The 16726-nt window shown below is 47.1% G+C and carries 18 protein-coding genes and 1 riboswitch; of the genes, 8 read left to right on the top strand and 10 right to left on the bottom strand.

Annotated features, from left to right (window positions below):
- Positions 1–6 precede the first annotated feature (6 nt).
- Entirely contained in the window at positions 7–405 is a 399-nt protein-coding gene (locus V1498_RS02560) for a VOC family protein (protein WP_409296754.1), read from the bottom strand.
- Between the two features lie 630 nt (positions 406–1035).
- On the opposite strand from V1498_RS02560, the gene V1498_RS02555 reads away from it, so the two are divergent.
- Together V1498_RS02555 and V1498_RS02550 are read left to right on the top strand one after the other, a co-directional pair.
- On the top strand, positions 1036–1176 hold the full coding sequence (locus tag V1498_RS02555; RefSeq protein WP_409296753.1) for a hypothetical protein: 141 nt from the start codon (positions 1036–1038) through the stop codon (positions 1174–1176).
- Between the two features lie 198 nt (positions 1177–1374).
- A riboswitch (cyclic di-GMP riboswitch) is annotated at positions 1375–1462 on the top strand.
- Between the two features lie 133 nt (positions 1463–1595).
- Positions 1596–3590, top strand: a complete 1995-nt coding sequence (locus V1498_RS02550; RefSeq protein ID WP_409296752.1) for a DVUA0089 family protein — start codon at positions 1596–1598, stop codon at positions 3588–3590.
- Between the two features lie 62 nt (positions 3591–3652).
- On the opposite strand, the gene V1498_RS02545 is transcribed toward V1498_RS02550, so the two are convergent.
- Positions 3653–4159, bottom strand: coding sequence for a GNAT family N-acetyltransferase (locus V1498_RS02545; RefSeq protein ID WP_409296751.1), 507 nt, complete (start codon positions 4157–4159; stop codon positions 3653–3655).
- Between the two features lie 442 nt (positions 4160–4601).
- Here V1498_RS02545 and V1498_RS02540 point away from each other — a divergent pair, with 442 nt between their 5' ends.
- From V1498_RS02540 to V1498_RS02520, 5 genes are all read left to right on the top strand, one after another.
- The gene (locus tag V1498_RS02540) at positions 4602–4775 is read left to right on the top strand and encodes a hypothetical protein (protein WP_409296750.1); all 174 of its coding nucleotides are present in this window, start codon (positions 4602–4604) and stop codon (positions 4773–4775) included.
- Positions 4776–5050: 275 nt separating this feature from the next.
- The gene (locus tag V1498_RS02535; RefSeq protein WP_409296749.1) at positions 5051–6094 is read left to right on the top strand and encodes a DUF5937 family protein; all 1044 of its coding nucleotides are present in this window, start codon (positions 5051–5053) and stop codon (positions 6092–6094) included.
- A gap of 3 nt (positions 6095–6097) precedes the next feature.
- A complete protein-coding gene (locus V1498_RS02530) occupies positions 6098–7033 on the top strand; it encodes an ABC transporter permease subunit (protein WP_409296748.1) in 936 nt (311 codons plus the stop codon).
- Entirely contained in the window at positions 7033–7941 is a 909-nt protein-coding gene (locus tag V1498_RS02525; RefSeq protein WP_409296747.1) for an ABC transporter permease subunit, read from the top strand. The genes V1498_RS02530 and V1498_RS02525 overlap by 1 nt, the downstream gene beginning before the upstream one ends.
- Before the next feature lie 488 nt (positions 7942–8429).
- Complete coding sequence (locus V1498_RS02520; protein ID WP_409296746.1) at positions 8430–8849, top strand: YugN family protein; 420 nt, start codon at positions 8430–8432, stop codon at positions 8847–8849.
- 36 nt (positions 8850–8885) lie between these two features.
- Here V1498_RS02520 and V1498_RS02515 read toward each other — a convergent pair whose 3' ends face one another.
- The 3 genes from V1498_RS02515 to V1498_RS02505 all read right to left on the bottom strand — a co-directional run bounded on the left by V1498_RS02515 (position 8886) and on the right by V1498_RS02505 (position 12016).
- Positions 8886–10199, bottom strand: a complete 1314-nt coding sequence (locus V1498_RS02515; protein ID WP_409296745.1) for a DUF2254 domain-containing protein — start codon at positions 10197–10199, stop codon at positions 8886–8888.
- 35 nt (positions 10200–10234) lie between these two features.
- Positions 10235–10996 carry an alpha/beta fold hydrolase gene (locus tag V1498_RS02510; protein ID WP_409296744.1) on the bottom strand — a complete coding sequence of 254 codons (762 nt, stop codon included), beginning with the start codon at positions 10994–10996 and terminating at the stop codon, positions 10235–10237.
- 105 nt (positions 10997–11101) lie between these two features.
- Positions 11102–12016 carry a diacylglycerol kinase gene (locus V1498_RS02505; protein ID WP_409296743.1) on the bottom strand — a complete coding sequence of 305 codons (915 nt, stop codon included), beginning with the start codon at positions 12014–12016 and terminating at the stop codon, positions 11102–11104.
- A 236-nt stretch (positions 12017–12252) separates the two neighbouring features.
- Here V1498_RS02505 and V1498_RS02500 point away from each other — a divergent pair, with 236 nt between their 5' ends.
- Positions 12253–12417, top strand: coding sequence for a hypothetical protein (locus tag V1498_RS02500; protein ID WP_409296742.1), 165 nt, complete (start codon positions 12253–12255; stop codon positions 12415–12417).
- A 39-nt stretch (positions 12418–12456) separates the two neighbouring features.
- Here the strand turns inward: V1498_RS02500 and V1498_RS02495 are convergent, their stop codons facing one another.
- The 5 genes from V1498_RS02495 to ssuE form a co-directional block, all read right to left on the bottom strand.
- Entirely contained in the window at positions 12457–13146 is a 690-nt protein-coding gene (locus tag V1498_RS02495) for a diphthine--ammonia ligase (protein WP_409296741.1), read from the bottom strand.
- Between the two features lie 25 nt (positions 13147–13171).
- Positions 13172–13369 (bottom strand): DUF2197 domain-containing protein, encoded by a 198-nt coding sequence (locus tag V1498_RS02490; RefSeq protein ID WP_409296740.1) that lies wholly within the window; start codon positions 13367–13369, stop codon positions 13172–13174.
- Between the two features lie 22 nt (positions 13370–13391).
- On the bottom strand, positions 13392–14363 hold the full coding sequence (locus V1498_RS02485; protein ID WP_409296739.1) for a multidrug resistance efflux transporter family protein: 972 nt from the start codon (positions 14361–14363) through the stop codon (positions 13392–13394).
- A 556-nt stretch (positions 14364–14919) separates the two neighbouring features.
- Positions 14920–15534 carry a PH domain-containing protein gene (locus V1498_RS02480; RefSeq protein ID WP_409296738.1) on the bottom strand — a complete coding sequence of 205 codons (615 nt, stop codon included), beginning with the start codon at positions 15532–15534 and terminating at the stop codon, positions 14920–14922.
- A gap of 158 nt (positions 15535–15692) precedes the next feature.
- Positions 15693–16220, bottom strand: coding sequence for an NADPH-dependent FMN reductase (gene ssuE, locus V1498_RS02475; RefSeq protein ID WP_409296737.1), 528 nt, complete (start codon positions 16218–16220; stop codon positions 15693–15695).
- Positions 16221–16726 lie beyond the last annotated feature (506 nt).

Raw genomic sequence — 16726 nt, 5'->3', positions numbered from 1 at the left:
GTCCAATTAAACTTCTACTGATTTTATGACTGTTTTTATCCGTTCCTGTTCTTCACTTTTATCCAGATATTCAAAAAATCCAAGGCAATTCCCCCAGGGATCTGCGAAGTTCCCCCATTTAACAGAAACCTCGGGTCTTGAATGAATTTCAAAGCAATCAATACCAAGCTGTTCGACAAGCCTTTCTCTTTCAGCTTCCATATTAGTTACTCCTAAACGCAATGGTCCATTCCCCTCAACAGGAACGCCTTCTGCAACCTGGAGCCAGCAGCCGGGAAGAAGCTCCCACTCTGCAAATCCATCATGCGGAATAAAATCCGGCTGCTTATTCAGCAGGGTCTTATACCACTCTAACCCTTCCTTCATATTAGAAACCCGGACTTGTGTGGTCATTTCAAAAAACATTGTCATCCCTCCTGAATATAAATCTTTTTGCTGCCATTACCGTATCAAATAACTAACCGTAATAGGATTTACATTGTTCATATGCGGTAATTTTAGCACTCGTATTAAGCTATTTGGCCATTCATTTAATGCCTGTCCTTATATTATCAGACAATTTATTCCTGGAATCGGTAAAGTGTAGTGGAATCCCATAGGAACCGCCTATTATTTGCCCCTATATGTACGAGATAGATATATTTCAAATCTAAAAAGCAGATTTCGTCCATAAAGCCAAACTGAAATTTTTTCCATACCTTCTTCCAAATTCCTCTTTGGTATAGTAATATTATCCTAGAAAAATAATGATAGAGATGCTGTTTCTACATGCCTTGATTGCGGAAAGGCACTTTGTCCGACTTGCTCAGAAAAGTTCAGCCATCCTATTTGTGACGGATGTAACCTTTCGAGAATAAAAGGTGACAGAAGCCAGCTGATTAAGAACACGGCCATTATGATTGTATTATTTATCCTGGGTTTTTCTTGGAACATGTCAGCTTGTATTTTCGGAGCCATTCTTGGCGGCTATTTCTTTGCTGAATACCTTGGGGATGGAGCGCTTTAAATCGAATCACACCGGGAATCTTTTTGATCATGCCTATAGGTGGATGGATCATTTATTTCTTTGTAAAATGCGCCTTGTCCCTGATGATAGGAATGTTTGTCACACCATTTAAGATCTATCAGGTCGAAGCAAAACAGCTTGAAGATTACACGATGAATCAAGCAGGCTGAAGTGAACATACATAAATATATTAAAAAGACCATGGCTGCCAAACCATGGTCTTTTGGTTTTAAACAGTCCTTGCAGCGTTCCAATGACACTTCCCTCATTTTCTAATACTTTAGTCCTGGTAATATACTCATTTACTTTTTCTAAATACTTCTTTATAATATAGATATTTCCATAAAATACTATAATAATATAATGAAGAGTGAAAAAGGCAAACTTTTCGAAAGAGGAGGACGCAAAGCTATGAGTCTAAGGTTCTGTATGAACTATGATCGTCAGGCAGCCATGGATAGATGTATTTGCTGTGGCCTCATCACAGCATTTTTTTATTTTCAGTAATCCGTGATGTCTTCAAAAAACACTTATGGTATTTCGAAGAATATGGAAAACGAATTTTCATAAAAAGGAGAAGTGTCATTTAATGAGCAGGCTAAAAAAAGCAACCTATCTTTTCACTGCGCTACTACTTGCAATCAGTTTACTTTACTCCAAGTCTTCCAGTGTGCAGGCAAGCTCCGCCATTCCCTTGTCATTCGATACATCGGTTACAGGAAACATAACAGATGCTAATGATGAACAAATGTATGAAATAACGCTGTCTAAGGCAGGGCGTATAAGTGTTGACTTATCTTCTTATCTTACCGAGGTCTATTTAGATCTGTATGATTCTGAGCAGGACAAAGTATGGTCCACTCAAAATATTTATACCGGTAAGCCGGAGAATCCTAAAAAATGGACTGGCTCTGAGGATCTGGAAGCCGGCACCTACTATATCAAGCTTTCCCAATATAGTGATTATAGCGGCTCCTACTCAATTAAGATCAATTACCAGGCTGCAGGCAATAATGAGCTTGAACCAAATAACGGAAGCGAGCAGGCTCAGCCGCTCACCTTTAATACTCAGACTGTCAAAGGCTTTATCTGCTGGAATGATGACACTGATTATTATAAGGTTACTCTCCCGGCGGCCGGCCGTATCACCGTTGACTTATCTTCTTATCTCAGCGAGGTGTATCTAGACCTCTACGATTCTGAACAGGAAAAGGTATGGTCCACTCAAAATATTTATACCGGTAAGCCGGAGGATCCAAAGAAATGGACTTCCTATGAGGACCTGGAAGCTGGCACATACTATATTAAGCTTTCCCAGTACAGTGATTATACCGGCTCCTACTCCCTCAAGGTGAATTACAAGGCTGCAGGCAATAATGAGAAAGAGCCTAACAATGGAAGCGAGCGGGCACAGCCTCTCACTTTTAATACCCAGACTGTCAAAGGCTTTATCAGCTGGAATGATGATACGGATTATTATAAAGTTACTCTTCCAAAAGCCGGACGCATTACGGTCGATGTATCTTCTTATCTCAATGAGGTTTATTTAGACCTGTACGATTCTGAGCAAAACAAAGTATGGTCCACACAAAGTATTTATACTGGTAAGCCGGAGGATCCAAAAAGGTGGACAACCTACGAAGACCTTGAAGCTGGCACATACTATATTAAGCTTTCCCAGTACAGTGATTATACCGGTTCCTATTCCCTTAAGGTCAATTACCAGGCTGCAGGCAATAATGAGATAGAGCCTAACAATGGAAGCGAGCGGGCACAGCCTCTCACATTAAACAAACAAACCGTCAATGGGTTTATCAGCTGGAATGATGACGCAGATTATTACAAGATCACCGTTCCTAAATCGGGACGCCTGTATATAAACTTGTCTTCCTATATGAATGAAGTGTACCTGGACTTATACGATTCCAGGCAGAATAAGGTATGGTATACACAATACATTTACGAAGGAAAGCCTGGCAATCCAAAAAAATGGAGCGGCTGGGATGATTTAAAACCTGGAACTTATTATATAAAAATTAGCCAAGGCAGCAGCTACACTGGCAAATATTCTCTAAGCGTAAAGTTCCCATCCATACTGCCAGCCTCGCCTGCCGTCAACGCTGTCAGCAATACAGGTAAAGTTATCAGTGGAAAAGGCCTGGCCAACAGTACGGTAAAAGTGAAGATTTCAACAAAAACCTACACAGGCAAGACTGATAAAAAAGGGTACTTCCGCATAAACATTCCTGCCCAAAAAGCAGGAACGAAGATTTATGTCACCCTGACAGATTCCCATCAAAATACAAGCAGCACGAAAACCATCACAGTGATCGACCGGATTCCGCCAAAATCACCATCCGTCAGCACCGTAACATCTAAATCAAAGAGCATCAGCGGATATACTGAACCCAATGCCATAGTCTACGCTTATGCCGGCAGCAAAAAAATCGGGTCGGCAAAGGCTGGCAAGTCTGGCTATTACATTATTAAAATACAGAATCAAAAGGCCAAAAGCAGCATTAAGGTTTATGCCAAGGATGCAGCCGGAAATACAAGCGGAACAAAAACCATTAAAGTAAAATAAAGATAATTGAAAAACAAGAGAACTTCCGAATTTACGAAGTTCTCTTGTTTTTTATTGATCAATTATAATGCACGCCGATACCTTAAAGACATATAATTTTCACTCTCATGATTATTAAAACTCCCTTGCTCTTTTACGAACCGAAAGCCTCTTGCCTCATAAAACGGAATGCCTTTCATATTCCCCTTGGAAACAGACACCCATTGTTCAGCAGCTCCTTTACTTTTTTGTACATCAGTGAAAGCATGTAATAGCTGAGTGCCGATTCCTTCTCCACGGCGGTCAGGATCTAAATAGAGGACGAATATCTCGCCTTTGTCTTGATCGATCAATCCCCCGCCTATAGCTCCGACTACTTTTCCGCCTTCCAAAGCTGCAAAATAGCCATTCCACTCATCGTTGGTGTGGGTAACCTCTTTATGAACCCGCTCATACTGATAAAATTCACGGATGGTTCTTTCTATGTATTCATGCGAATGTGTATCACTATATGTGGCCCTGTAACCGTCCGAGCAGACTTTGATAATGCCCTCAATATGCTGTATCTCCGCTTTTTTCACTACAATCAAATATCGCACCCTCCTTTATAGGAATACCGGCTGCCTGTATTCCTGCCCTTTGAGTATTTTTGGTAAATTTTAATAATTTGAGTTTACCATAGCGGGCTTATCCCGCAAACTGCACTACTTTACAATTTCCCGGCTTTTCCGCATACATTGTACCTATTGGACAATAAAGTTGATTTCCGCTGCAGTTGTTTAATAATTACAATTCTTCTCACGACTTAACAAGAACTACAATCTTTTAGAAAATCTCTGTTAAACGATGTTGTTGATTTAGCAAATGAATCTATATGATCCCTCCAATTTCCATTTAGACTACTAAAGCAACCGTTAGTTAAGCAACTCAGAGGCATAACGCCTGCCTATTAATGAATACTGCGCCATAGTCTATAAATGAATCCTCTCGAATGGAAATAAATGTTATGCTTATTAAAAGGAGAGTGATTGTGTGACTTGGTTAATTCCAGCTGTTCTCGGTATTTTGGCACTCGCACTTTTTATTGATTGGAAACGCAAGAAAAATAATAACAATCCCCATAACCCAATAGATCCTAACGCTAAGTCTGGTGAGGACACGAATCATACGATGGGTGATAACCGTTATTCGGGTGGAGGGCAGTAAATTTAGTAATCCTAAGCATTTTTAGAGACCTTTCTAAGGTCTCTTTTGCATTTGTTTAGTGAAAGAAAGAGAATGCCCAAGCAGCCATACATTTTTCAATTAAAGCACTCATTAGGAATAAAAAAATCAAAAGCGTCCTTTAACAGAGCTTTTAGAAAAGAACATTTCTCATACAATTATGATTGACTTCCCCCTCCCTACCCCTTATATTATCTATAATTTTCCACAATAAAATATTTGATTAGATGGTCATCTAATCAGTCAGGGTGAGTTCTATGAATATACAAATACAATTTTCGCCTTTCGTTGAGATGCTGGCGAGTCTGCATGTGCTGTGCAATCCGGTGCATCATCCGTACCGAAAGCAGTGGGCGGCTGAGATGGAGAAAGAACTTCCAGGCAGGCTGCTGCAGGAAATCCGTTTGCTCGGCGCCGAGTTTTATGAATGGTTTTATGTGGTGAATATCGTGAATGAGTATCAGCGGCCCGAGGAGAGTGTGGAGGAGGGAGTGGAGTTTGTCTGCTCAATGCCACAGGATGCTTTTGTTTATTATCTGTTAGGCGAGCAGTATCCGCTAGAGGATGTCAGGAAGTGGCGGGAGGACAGCCGTTTCTCCCCGCTGTCTCCCCTTCAGAAGGAGCTGGCGGCGAATACCGGAAAGTGGCAGCGGCGGCTGCAGGATTTGTTTTACGAGTATAATTCAAAGGTCTTCGCGCGCGAGCTGTTCCGGATTGAGCCCTGGGTGGCGAAGGCTGCCTCCGCTTTTCAGCAGAAGCTGGATTCCTCGCCGTTTGAGGCCTTGAATGAGCTGCATCCGGATGTGTCGGTGGATGTTGAGGCGGTTAAGGTCCAAAAGGGCGAGACGTATACGTTTCCGCTCCAGAACTGTGAACTGATCACCCTGCAGCCGTCCACCTTTATCACTCCGCATGTAATGCTTGGGGTATATCTGAACCGGCTCTGCCTCGGTCTTCATGTTGGGGTGCCGGATGGCGGAAGTTCTGAGGAGCCGCCGGCTGATCTGATTCTGCTGCTGAAGGCGCTCGGGGAGGGAAACCGGTTCAAGATCCTGCGGGATGTATTGTACCACCCTTACAGCACGAAGCAGCTCGCCGCAAAGCATAACCTGACAGAGGCGACGATCTCAAGCCACATGAAGCTGCTTGCCCAGGCCGGTCTCGTGACGGCGGAGCGCAGAGGTTATTATGTATTTTACCGGGGAAGCAGGAGCCGCCTGGAGTCCCTGCGGGCGGATATTTCCCAGTTCATTGCGCTGCCCCGCCTTGAGGAATTTATCTATGAATCTGATGAAAGCTGAGTGATGGAGATGGAAGCTGTTAAAAAAGGAGTTTTACAATATATTCTCTTGGTCTTTGGCATCCTGCTGCTCACCGCCTCCCCTGCCCTCTTTGGCGGGAACGGAAGTCCCTCCATTCAGCCGGCCGCTTTCCTCGGGACTCTTCGGGATATGCTGGCTGATCTTGCCAAGCCGCATGAGCTCAACTATTTTGTGCAATCACAGACGCTCAGCTTTCCGAAGGTGCCGGAGAACCGGACCGAGGTGTTTCATGATGTGAATACGGCGCGTCCCCTGTTCCCGCAGGCCATGGAGCCTTTTCTTTACAGCTTCTCTCTGCTTGGGGGAAGCCTCGTGCTTGCGGTGTTTCTGTCTGCCGTCTGTACCCTGGCTGTATCGCGGGCCGCTCCTTTTTTTAAAAAAAATATCCTCCGGACCGCACTGCTGCTTGAAGCACTGCCGGATGTGTTCTTTATGTTCAGCGTCCAGCTGCTCGTGGTCTGGATTTTCAAGGAAACCGGCTGGCAGCCTGCCTATCCTTATTACACAGAAGAGGATCCAATCTTCCTGCTGCCGCTGCTTGCGCTTACCATCTCACCTGCCATCTATCTGTTCCGGCTGCAGCTGCTCCTGATGGAGGAGGAAGCAGAAAAGGATTATTATTGGTTCGCCAAGGCAAAGGGACTGCCAGACCGGCAGATTTCCCTCCGCCATCTGTTCCGGAACACGATCATGGAGTCTGTGATTCACCTGCCGGTATTGATCACCCTGCTCCTCGCGAACCTTGTGGTGCTTGAGTTTGTTTTCAACTGCCAGGGACTGATGAGCCTGATCATCAGCGACCAGCCGGCTGCGGCAAGAACACTGCTGCTGATTCTGCTGATCACACCATTTTATCTCGTAATTAAATGCGCGGCGCACTATCGGAATCGTTTTTATGCCGGAAAGGAGCCAGCCTGATGGAAAAGAGATGGATGCTCGGAATCTTGGTTCTGCTGCTATTGCTGGGAGTCAGCTTTATCTATCCCCTGCTGGCCGCAGAACCTGAGATTGTCCCCTTTCAATATGAGAACGGCCGGGCGGTGGCGATGCCTCCTTACCCGCCTTCTGCCGATAACTGGCTTGGGACAGACCGGGATGGCCGGGATCTGTTTTATTCCCTGATTAAAGGGGCGAAGTATACGATCCTGTTTGCCATGCTGGCTGCGCTGGCAAGGATAGCCGCGGCTGTTCTATTGGGGCTTTGCTTGCGGAAAAAACTCTCTGCCCCAGTTGCAGCGGGATTTCTGCAGGCGTTCGCCTTCATGCCGCAGTCACTGCTAGCCATACTCTGGCTGTCACCCTTTATCCTGTATGAGCTGAGGACGGCCCCGCCGCTCAGCTTCCTAGAGAATCTGCTGCTTCAGTTTGCCATCGTCGTCACCGTCGGCATCCCTTCCCTGTCCAAGATGGTCGCGGAAACCGCCGATCACATCTACACCCTTGATTTCATGGACAGTGCCCGGGTCCTCGGCGGGTCGCCGCTGCATATCGCCAGGACGCATCTCTTGCCGCATCTGCTCCCAAGGCTTGTGATTCTCGGCGGCCGCCAGCTCGTCCAGGTGCTCACACTCATGCTCCATCTGGCCATTTTCAATATTTTCATAGGCGGAACCATCATCCACTCCGGCCAGGCTCATGATCAATTCAATCTCTACTACAGTACCACCTCTGAATGGGCCGGACTCATCGGCTCGCGCTACCGTGACCTCATGGTCGAACCGCTCATCGTATTCTTTCCGGTGCTCGCCTACTCGCTATTGATTCTGATTGTAAATCTGGCTGTGAAGGGACTGGAGGATGGAAGCATGAGGCGGAAGGCGGTGTAGGATCCATCCCATGGCAGCATTCAGCACCACTGAAGGATATTCTCGCCCTTGCCTCATGCTTGTGGTGGAAATGCCCTCCGGCTAGTAAAACGGCTGTTTTGGCGAGTAAAGTACCCGTGTCGGATAGTAAAATCCCTGTTCCCGCTAGTAAATTTTTATTTCGGATAGTAAAGTCCTGAGTTCGGCGAGTAAGCCGTTCACTTCGGCTAGTAATGGCTCACTGAGGGGGATGTCAAGCTGCTGTCAGCAGGTGTTTCTTTAAAAAGTGATCAAAAGTTGAAGATTTGGTCATCTTTTATGTGATTTTTGTTATTAGGGAGGATCAAAACTCTCTCATCCGCATAAAGAATTGCCTGCGGCAGGATCTAGTAATCTGGCCCCAGTTCCAGCGAAAGACATCCCCCTTCCAAATGTTTGAAACAATCCCGGCGGTGGAAAGTATTCCTTAAGATGACTGTCTAAATTAATGAGGAAATGGGGCATGGGATATGATAAAGATTGAATCTGCGATTGATGGGAAGCAGCTTCCGCTCAGTACGGTAAAGAAAGCGCTTGAGCCGATCGGGTTTGTGGTTGGCGGCGGCTGGGAATATGATCATGCACACCTGGATTATATGATGGGCGATCAGCATGGAGATCAGCAGTATATCCGGATTCCGCTCCAATCCATGGGCGATTCTCTGGAGAATGACCAGGCCACGGTAATGATTGGGACTCCTTTCCTTCTTGATCATCAGTTCAAGACTGAGGTGGATGATGAAGGGACTATCGGAGCGGCAACCGGTTCGCTGAATCAATTCAAGTCGCCTGATGACAAGGATGCACCGTTTCCGGAGGAGTTTAAGGATGAGGCGATGGCCATCATACAGAAGGTAGAAGAGGCCCTCGAGGGACAGCACAGCGTATAAAGACGAGAAAGCCACCCACAAGCGGGTGGCTTTCTTTTATATCGCAATCTCCGCGGCCGGCCTGCCGCAGGCTGATGCCAGGCGTGACAGCTGTTTATTCAAATAGCTCCTATCCAACTGGAGCCATTCCTGCTGCTGAATTCCTTCCACTATGTATTCGGAGAAATCCCATACCGACTGCTTAATGTTCTCCGGATTGGTCTCGGCAACGAGGGTCAGGGCTTCAATGATGCTTGCCATGACAGAGACGTCCGCCTTGCCATAATGCCTGATCTGATAGAAACAATCATAAAGAAAATCGGTGAAGCCGGGCTTTTCAATAATCACCCGCACCTTCCTCTCACCATCGCAGTAATAAGGATTCGGTTCATAGTTTTTGCCGATCTTGATGAGGATCTGGGACAGATGCTCGATGCAGTTGATGGCGGTCTCAGGATCATTTTTCCCTGGAGCAATGCCTCTCAGCGCCACTTCCACCAGCTTTTGGATGCCAAATTCAACACCCTGAATCACTTCCTGCCTTGATGAGATAATCATAAGATTAAGAAGCCTGGATTCATCGAAGTTTTCCCGGCTGTTCCATACCTTCAAGAGCGGGGTATCGACATCCACATAATTCCCGAGGTTTTTTTCAAAACGCACAACGATATCCTGCTCTGATGCCAAACGGACCATCGCCTCGATGTCGGCATATTCAATATAGCCCCGCTTGCTGCTTTTGATGCCCAAAGCCTCTTCTGCCTTAAGTTCTTTGGCTTCTTCAGCGGACTCCCTGCCTGGATGCTGCTCTTGGTTTTGCTTTTTAATAGAAGCGAGTGTCTCGGCCGTGATGCTTGAGACAACGTTCCCCACCTTGATCCAATCGGTCACATGATGAATCAGGAATACAAACATGGCGAGACAGATAAACGCCACAATGATAGCCAGCGCCGGCAGGATGAAGGTATTTTCCACATCACGGCCTTTAATCTGGCTGAGCAGAAGCAGTGAGTAGATATAGCCGCCGATGAATGTTCCGAGCACAAGCTGTGTTTTCGAGTCGTTGATGAAGTTCTGCAGGGTGCGCGGCGAGAACTGTGCAAGGAACGTGGTCAGCACAACAAGGACCGAGGAAAAGGTAATGGTCGTCATGGTGAGCAGGGATGTTGAAGTGGCGCTCAATATCGTCTGGGCCAGCTCCTTGTCCACGAAAAGGAAGGATGGAATCATTCCTTTAACCCCTTCATAGTCGGACAGCACCTGTTCAAGGAGCACGCTCAAGACTGCAAGCACGAAAGCGCCTGCTCCGTACAGGGCAGGCACGACCCAAAAATTTGTCTTGATTTTTGCTTCAGCTTTTTTACGCAGCATAATATCCCCCGTCCAACATTTTGATCATACTCCCATTATGACCCGATTTCCTCCCTTTTACCGGGGTCATCGCCGCAGCTGCCGGCTGATTCAAAAAACTCCTGAAGTGTCTGGACGAATTCTTCGTTGTCCGGGAATAAATTTTCCCCGCTTGTATCCATTTCCGTAAACCTTGCATTGGGAACTTCGCTCAGATAGCTTTCAACATCCTCATCTGACATCAGGGCTCCTTCCCTGCCGCCGCGGATAATCAGTACCGGGCAGGTGAAGTCCCCCAGATTGCCCATCGGGGAGGCTTCACCAGATTCCTCCTCAATGCGGCGCAGGGTGTCAAGGGAGAGACGCTGCAGAATGGGCTTTCCCCTCCATTCCGGCAGGGCGGCAATCATATCAGCCCAGCCCTCCTGGATGCTCTCGTGGACAGCCGGATAATCCCCGAGTATCAGGCCCTTCACCTTTTCCTTATGCTTTAGAGCGTAGGCGAGAGTATAAGAGACCCCTCGCGAAAAGCCGAACATGGCGAATTCATCCAGCGTGATCTGGTCGATGACCGATTCAATGTCACGGATATGATCCTCAAGGCTGTAGCCGGTCTCGGGGGCATCGCTCCGTCCCCTGCCCCTGAGCGAAATGACGACCGCGCGGCGCGGCTGGAGGCGGAGGAGCACATCCTCATAATCCTCCGCGGACTCAGTCAGCCCCGGTATAATGACGAGCGGTGTATAGCTTTCTTCCTTACCGGAGTTATCAAAATAATGGATCTTGATATCCCCGTTTCTCACCCATCCCTGTATCATGAACATCTTCTCCTTTTAGGCGGAGTGCGGACTTTGTTATAAAGCCTTTACCCGGACCGCGTTTTCTTCACTCCTAAAACAGCAAAAAACCGCCATTTGGCGGTTTTACTTAAGGATGTCCTGTGCAGGAAGCATAACCTTCGGCACGAAGAAATCGAAATGGCGGTAGAGGTTCACGAATTCTGCAGGTGCATCCCCTCCGTATTCTCCGTCAAGGTTCAGCTGCATTCTTTCCTTAGCCTGGACCTTGATCCGGTTCGCTTTTACATAGATGATATGAGGGTCTGTCAGGTGCTCGCCGCGGATCGCAAGCGTTGCGATGCGGATAAAGTCGGCGAGATTGGTCTTCTTCAGGATCAGGAGTGTGAACATCCCGTCATTCAGGGACGCATCAGGCGCTAAGCGCTCGAAGCCGCCTACGGAATTTGTATTCGCTGCAAGGAAGAGCATGATTTCACCCTCAAACAGCTTGCCATCATACTCGATGGATACATCCGTCGCCTTGATGGAAGGAAGCATCTCCATTCCCTTCAAGTAGTAGGCGAGCTGGCCGAGCATCGTCTTCAGCTTGCTTGGGACCTCATATGTAAGCTCGGTCAGGCGGCCGCCGCCGGCTATATTGATGAAATAGCGGTCGTTCATTTTCCCGATATCAATCGGCAGGGTCTGGCCTTCGGCAATGATATCGGCCGCTGCCTCGACATTCCTCGGAATCCTTAAAGCGCGGGCAAAGTCGTTCGTCGTGCCGACCGGGATAATCCCTACCTTCGGACGTTCCGGAGCATCGGCCAGGCCATTGATGACCTCATTGATCGTTCCGTCCCCGCCCGCTGCAATGACAACATCATATTTGCGTTCGATCGCAAGCTTCGCCGCCTGGGTGGCGTCTCCTTCCCCTGTGGTAGCGTGGCATGACGCTTCATACCCGGCTCTCTCAAGTTTAACCAGTACCTCGGGCAGATGCTTTTTGAACAGCTCGCGTCCAGAAGTTGGATTGTAGATAATTCTTGCTCTTTTCATTTCCATCCATCCTATTTTCATAATTCATATGTCTGTTATCTCTACTAAGATTACCACCTAATATATTAAACCTCTCTCAGAGGGTAAGCAACTTTCTGATAAAAATATCCTAATGTTTTACTTTAAAAAATCTATTTACCCGTTTATAATGTAGTTTAAACCAATTTTTTGTTAAATATTTGGGAAATATGTCGATATTAGTCATAGTAAGTTTAGAAAGGAAGAAGGGATAAGAAATGCTAGTATTAAAAACATATTATCTATCTGAAATCGAACGCTACCGGACGGAGCAGGAAGTTCTGAAAGCGGATATAAAAATCCGAGAAAATGAACTTCTTTCAATGGATGACACTGAGCTTATGGAACTTCATTCAAAAGTGACGGATTTGGTTTTGGCTTAAATATTCAGGGGCTCAGGCATTCACTGCCTGGGCCCCCTATTATTTTTCCGGCAGGAGATCCACAAACAGATACCTGTCGTTCTTCGTCACCATATCGGGAGCCATCCTCGTATCCCCAAGCCTGTAGCGGATGGGAAAGGAAAAGTTGGGACCGTCAAATACAAAGGTATGGTACTCGCCGTATTCTCCGCAAAGATCATGCTCCCCTGGATAGTCCTCGAGGAACTCTTTATCAATCACCCGCCCGCCGAATGTAGGATTAAGCCGCCCGGTGTCCACAGAAATCAGGACAGTCTTAAAGCCTTCGGCCAGGAACTCCTGAAGAAGCTCTCCCGTATCGCAATTCCAGAGGGGAAAGACCGGCTTCAATCCCGTTGGCTCAATCATCTTTTCCCTGTATACCCTGAGATCCTCTAGGAAAATATCACCGAACATCACATATTCGGCTCCATCTCGCTTCGCGGCGGCAAGGGCTTCCTGCATGCGGGCATTGTATTCGTCATTGGTGGGAGCTTCCGGCATCCATACCTCGCGCAGCGGAATCTTGAGCGATTCTGCCTGAAGAGAGAGCATCTCATGCCGAACACCATGGGCGCTGATCCGTTTCTCCCTCTCTGTAAGTGTCACCAGCAGCGAGTCTATTTCCCACATGCCGGATCGCTGCACCCGATGGAGCGCAAGCATCGAGTCCTTCCCGCCGCTGAATGAGACCACAACCCTTTTCTTCATGAATTCATCCCCTTAGTTAAACGGGTTACCGTAAGTGTTTGTCATGCTGATCCAGCATATCCGGATTCAGCCCTGTAAAACTCTGTGCATCCTGCTGCATCGAGCGGCTGCAATTTTTGCATATATAGAGGGCTCCCGGATTTTGCGCAAACTTTTTGTACTGTGAATCAGTAGAAGGAATTTCATACTCCCTGCGGCAATTCATACATTTTTTTTGCATCATGATACACCCCTTTTCGTTCATATTATGCTCTTTTGGCAATCTGTCGCGGCGGGCTTTCGCTTCTCCTCCGTGAATGGAGACTGTGCAGGATCATCCCGAGCATAACAAGCAGCACTCCGCATAATCCGAGCATCGAGGGAATATGCGCGCCAAGAATCAGGATTTCCCCAAGCAGGGCAAACAGAACAGACACCGATTGAGTCGCTTCCACCGAAGCCATTTTTTCCATATCATTCCGCACCAGGTCTGTTGCCTGAAAAAAGAGGACGGTTGCCGCGACTCCGGACAGCAGGGCGACGAGAAAGGACTGGAATACCTGTGAGCCCTGCGGCGGTCCGTCTTTGATCAGGGCGATGGAAGCAAGTACTACCCAGAACGGCAGGCTTGCGAGTGTCATTCCCAGCACGCGCTGAAAGGTATTCAAACTGCCGCCGCAAACCTCCATCATCTTCCGGTTGCCGAGCGGATAGGCAAAGGACGCAATCAGGACCGGTATGATCCCTGCCAGAACTCCCGCGGTCAACCCGCCGCCATTTTCAAACTGCATTAGTACGATGCCGGCGACGATAATCAAGGAAAGCAGCAGCCCCGTGACCGGGATCCGCCCTCTCACCTGAACGGGGCCGTCCGGCGTCTGGATGCTCTCTTTAAAAAGCGGGACGAGGAGCGACCCGGAGATGATTGTAATCTGCCATGTTCCCGCAATCAGCCAGCCTGGCGAGAAGGCGGCCGCCAGGCATAGCGGCGCATAAAACAGCCCAAAGCCGACAGTACTCCAGAGCAGCCAGGCACCCGGCCTCTGCCGCATCATGCTAAACAGCGGGCGCAGCTTCTTCTGGCCGGCCACAATCGAAAGCAGAAAGGGAAGCATAAAAAAATAACGCAGCGAGGCACTCCACAGCCAGCTTCCCCCCGCCAGCTCCATCGAGCGGTTCAGGATGAAGGTGGCCGCAAAGAAAAAAGCGGCTAAAATTCCGAGGATAATAGGTTTCATCAGGGAAGTCCTCCTTTGGTGTGGTGGATGTGCTCTGTCAGTGAATGCATGGAGTTGAGTGCTGATATGTAAAAAATATTTGAATCAGACTTCGCTGATTCCGTGTACCTTCAAATATGTATTCATATAATAAACAGAATATCTCACCGAGCAGCCGCTCAATTTCAGTTCATGACCGGATCCCCGTTTCTAAATAATTCAAGAACCCCCAGGAAAATTCCTCCCGCCTTCCCTATAAAAATACAAAAGCCGCCTTTAAAAGGCGGCTGAACGATTATAATGAATATTAATAGGTTATATACATGGCCACTGCAGTAAGCAAACTAAAAAAAGCTGTCACTTTCTTGCTCATCCCGTTCCCTCCGCCTGTTATATCTTAGTTGTCCTATTTAACAGTTTACTAATATAACACTATATTCCCAACTTGCTTGGAAATTAAACATAGAGAGTATCAAAATCTTTTTGGGAAATAGGGGACAGTCCCCTATTTCCCAAGTCATAGCAAAGGGAGCAGCGCGGGAAATTATCGCTGCTCCCTGGGAATAAGGAGTTGTCCTCAGTTATTGATGTATTTTTCGAATACGTAGCCGAAGTCTTTGACCCTGAATTTGCGGCGGTTGTTGACAAGCCAGCTGAAGGCTGTTTCGTTGATCTGCTTAAAGCTGTCGACAACGCTGTCCTCCTTGGACGTCACGCGTCCGATTGTGTTGGAGGCAAGGTTCAGACTTTCCTGCGCATAATTCATATATTCACTGTTTTCATGGCAGATTTCAGCAATCTTGATCAGGGATTTATATAAGTCCTTTAATTCCTCGATGAACTTTTTATGTACATCGATCGAAAAGGCCTGTGAGCCAATCGTAAACTTGATCTCCACATCAAGATCCACTGTACCCGCTGTTTCAAGCGTTACCTTTGAGATATTGTTCGTGTAATAGCTGTACCGGTGCAGCGTCCGTTTCTTGCTGATGGCACTTGTACCATCGAGATGGATCAGCGCCTTATTCGTGAAGCAGTACTCATCCGTTTTAGACTTGATCAGAAAATAAATCTTTTCATTATCCTCATGCATCACATAATCATCAGCATCTACCTTGTCATAATCAGCAGGGCTGATGACACTGCCGATATCACTTAATCCCAATACGTCTGAAGCCACTTTTTTGAACATTTCATTCTTCCCTTCAAGTTTTAATAGCTATACGGCCATTCTATTAAAATAGTTTCATATTTTCCAGAAACTTCTATATATATTCTACTATAAAAGCTGAAATCACAGCAAAAAAGGCTGATCATTAATCAGCCTTTTTTGCGTCTGTCAGCTCCGGCTCAAGGCAGCAGCTTTTCCAAAGCGGCCTGCAGCCTTTGTTCTGCATCATTATCCAGTTCAAAAACATTGTCGCCCGCTCTCTGTACCTGCTGATCCAGAGTGAATACCCCTTTCAGGATATGTGTCGCACCCAGTGAAGCCAGCACAGGCTTCAAAGCATAATCAATCATGAGCAGATGCCCGTAAGTTCCGCCTATTGCAAGCGGGAGAATCGTCTTATCCTCAAGACCTTTCATTGGCAGCAAATCAAGGAAGGTTTTCAGCACCCCGGTGAATGATGCCTTATACACCGGCGTTAAAATGATGATTTTATCTGCAGAAGTGACCTTTCCGCTCGCCTTGACAATCTCCTCACTGTCATAAGCACCGCCGATCAAATCCTCCGCAGGCAGATCGCGCACGTGAAGCACCTCATAATCGGCACCCTTTCCCTCCAGATAATCCACCGCAAAATTCATAATCCCATTCAGCCTCGAATCCTTCACAGGACTGCCTGATACAATCACAATCTTAGACAACAGACTCACTCCTTATTCTTACAGCGCTCCGGGAAAGGCCTCGGTGACGCTGCCATTTAATATGTATGATTTGCTGTTTATGTTAGCGGGAGAGCTATCTTTTGTCAATGTTAGGGAATTGGGGTTGGTGGGGCTGTGTTGTTCCTTCAGCGGCCTGGATGAAGGACTTTTCATGAGAAGATTTCGGGCAATAAAAGCCTGCATCACCCTTAAGAAGACTTTTTCTCGAACAGATTCCCAGCAAAAAGGTCTTCATCACCCTCATGAAGGACTTTTCACGAATAGATCCTTGCCAAAACGGTCTTCATCACCTTTATGAAGGACTTTTTTCGAGCAGCTCCCCGACTAAATGTCCTTCATCACCCTTATGAAGGACTTTTCACGAACAGATCCCCGGTCAAATGTCCTTCATCACCCTCATGAAGGACTTTTTTCGAACAGATCCCCGGTCAAATGTCCTTCATCGCCCTCATGAAGGACTTTTTACGAGCAGATCCCTGCCCAAATGTCCTTCA

The sequence above is a fragment of the Paraperibacillus marinus genome (genome assembly GCF_046237605.1).
GTDB lineage: Bacteria > Bacillota > Bacilli > Bacillales > DSM-1321 > Paraperibacillus > Paraperibacillus marinus.
The sequence above is the reverse complement of the archived record's forward strand: the minus strand, read 5'-3'. Positions and strand labels throughout refer to the sequence as shown.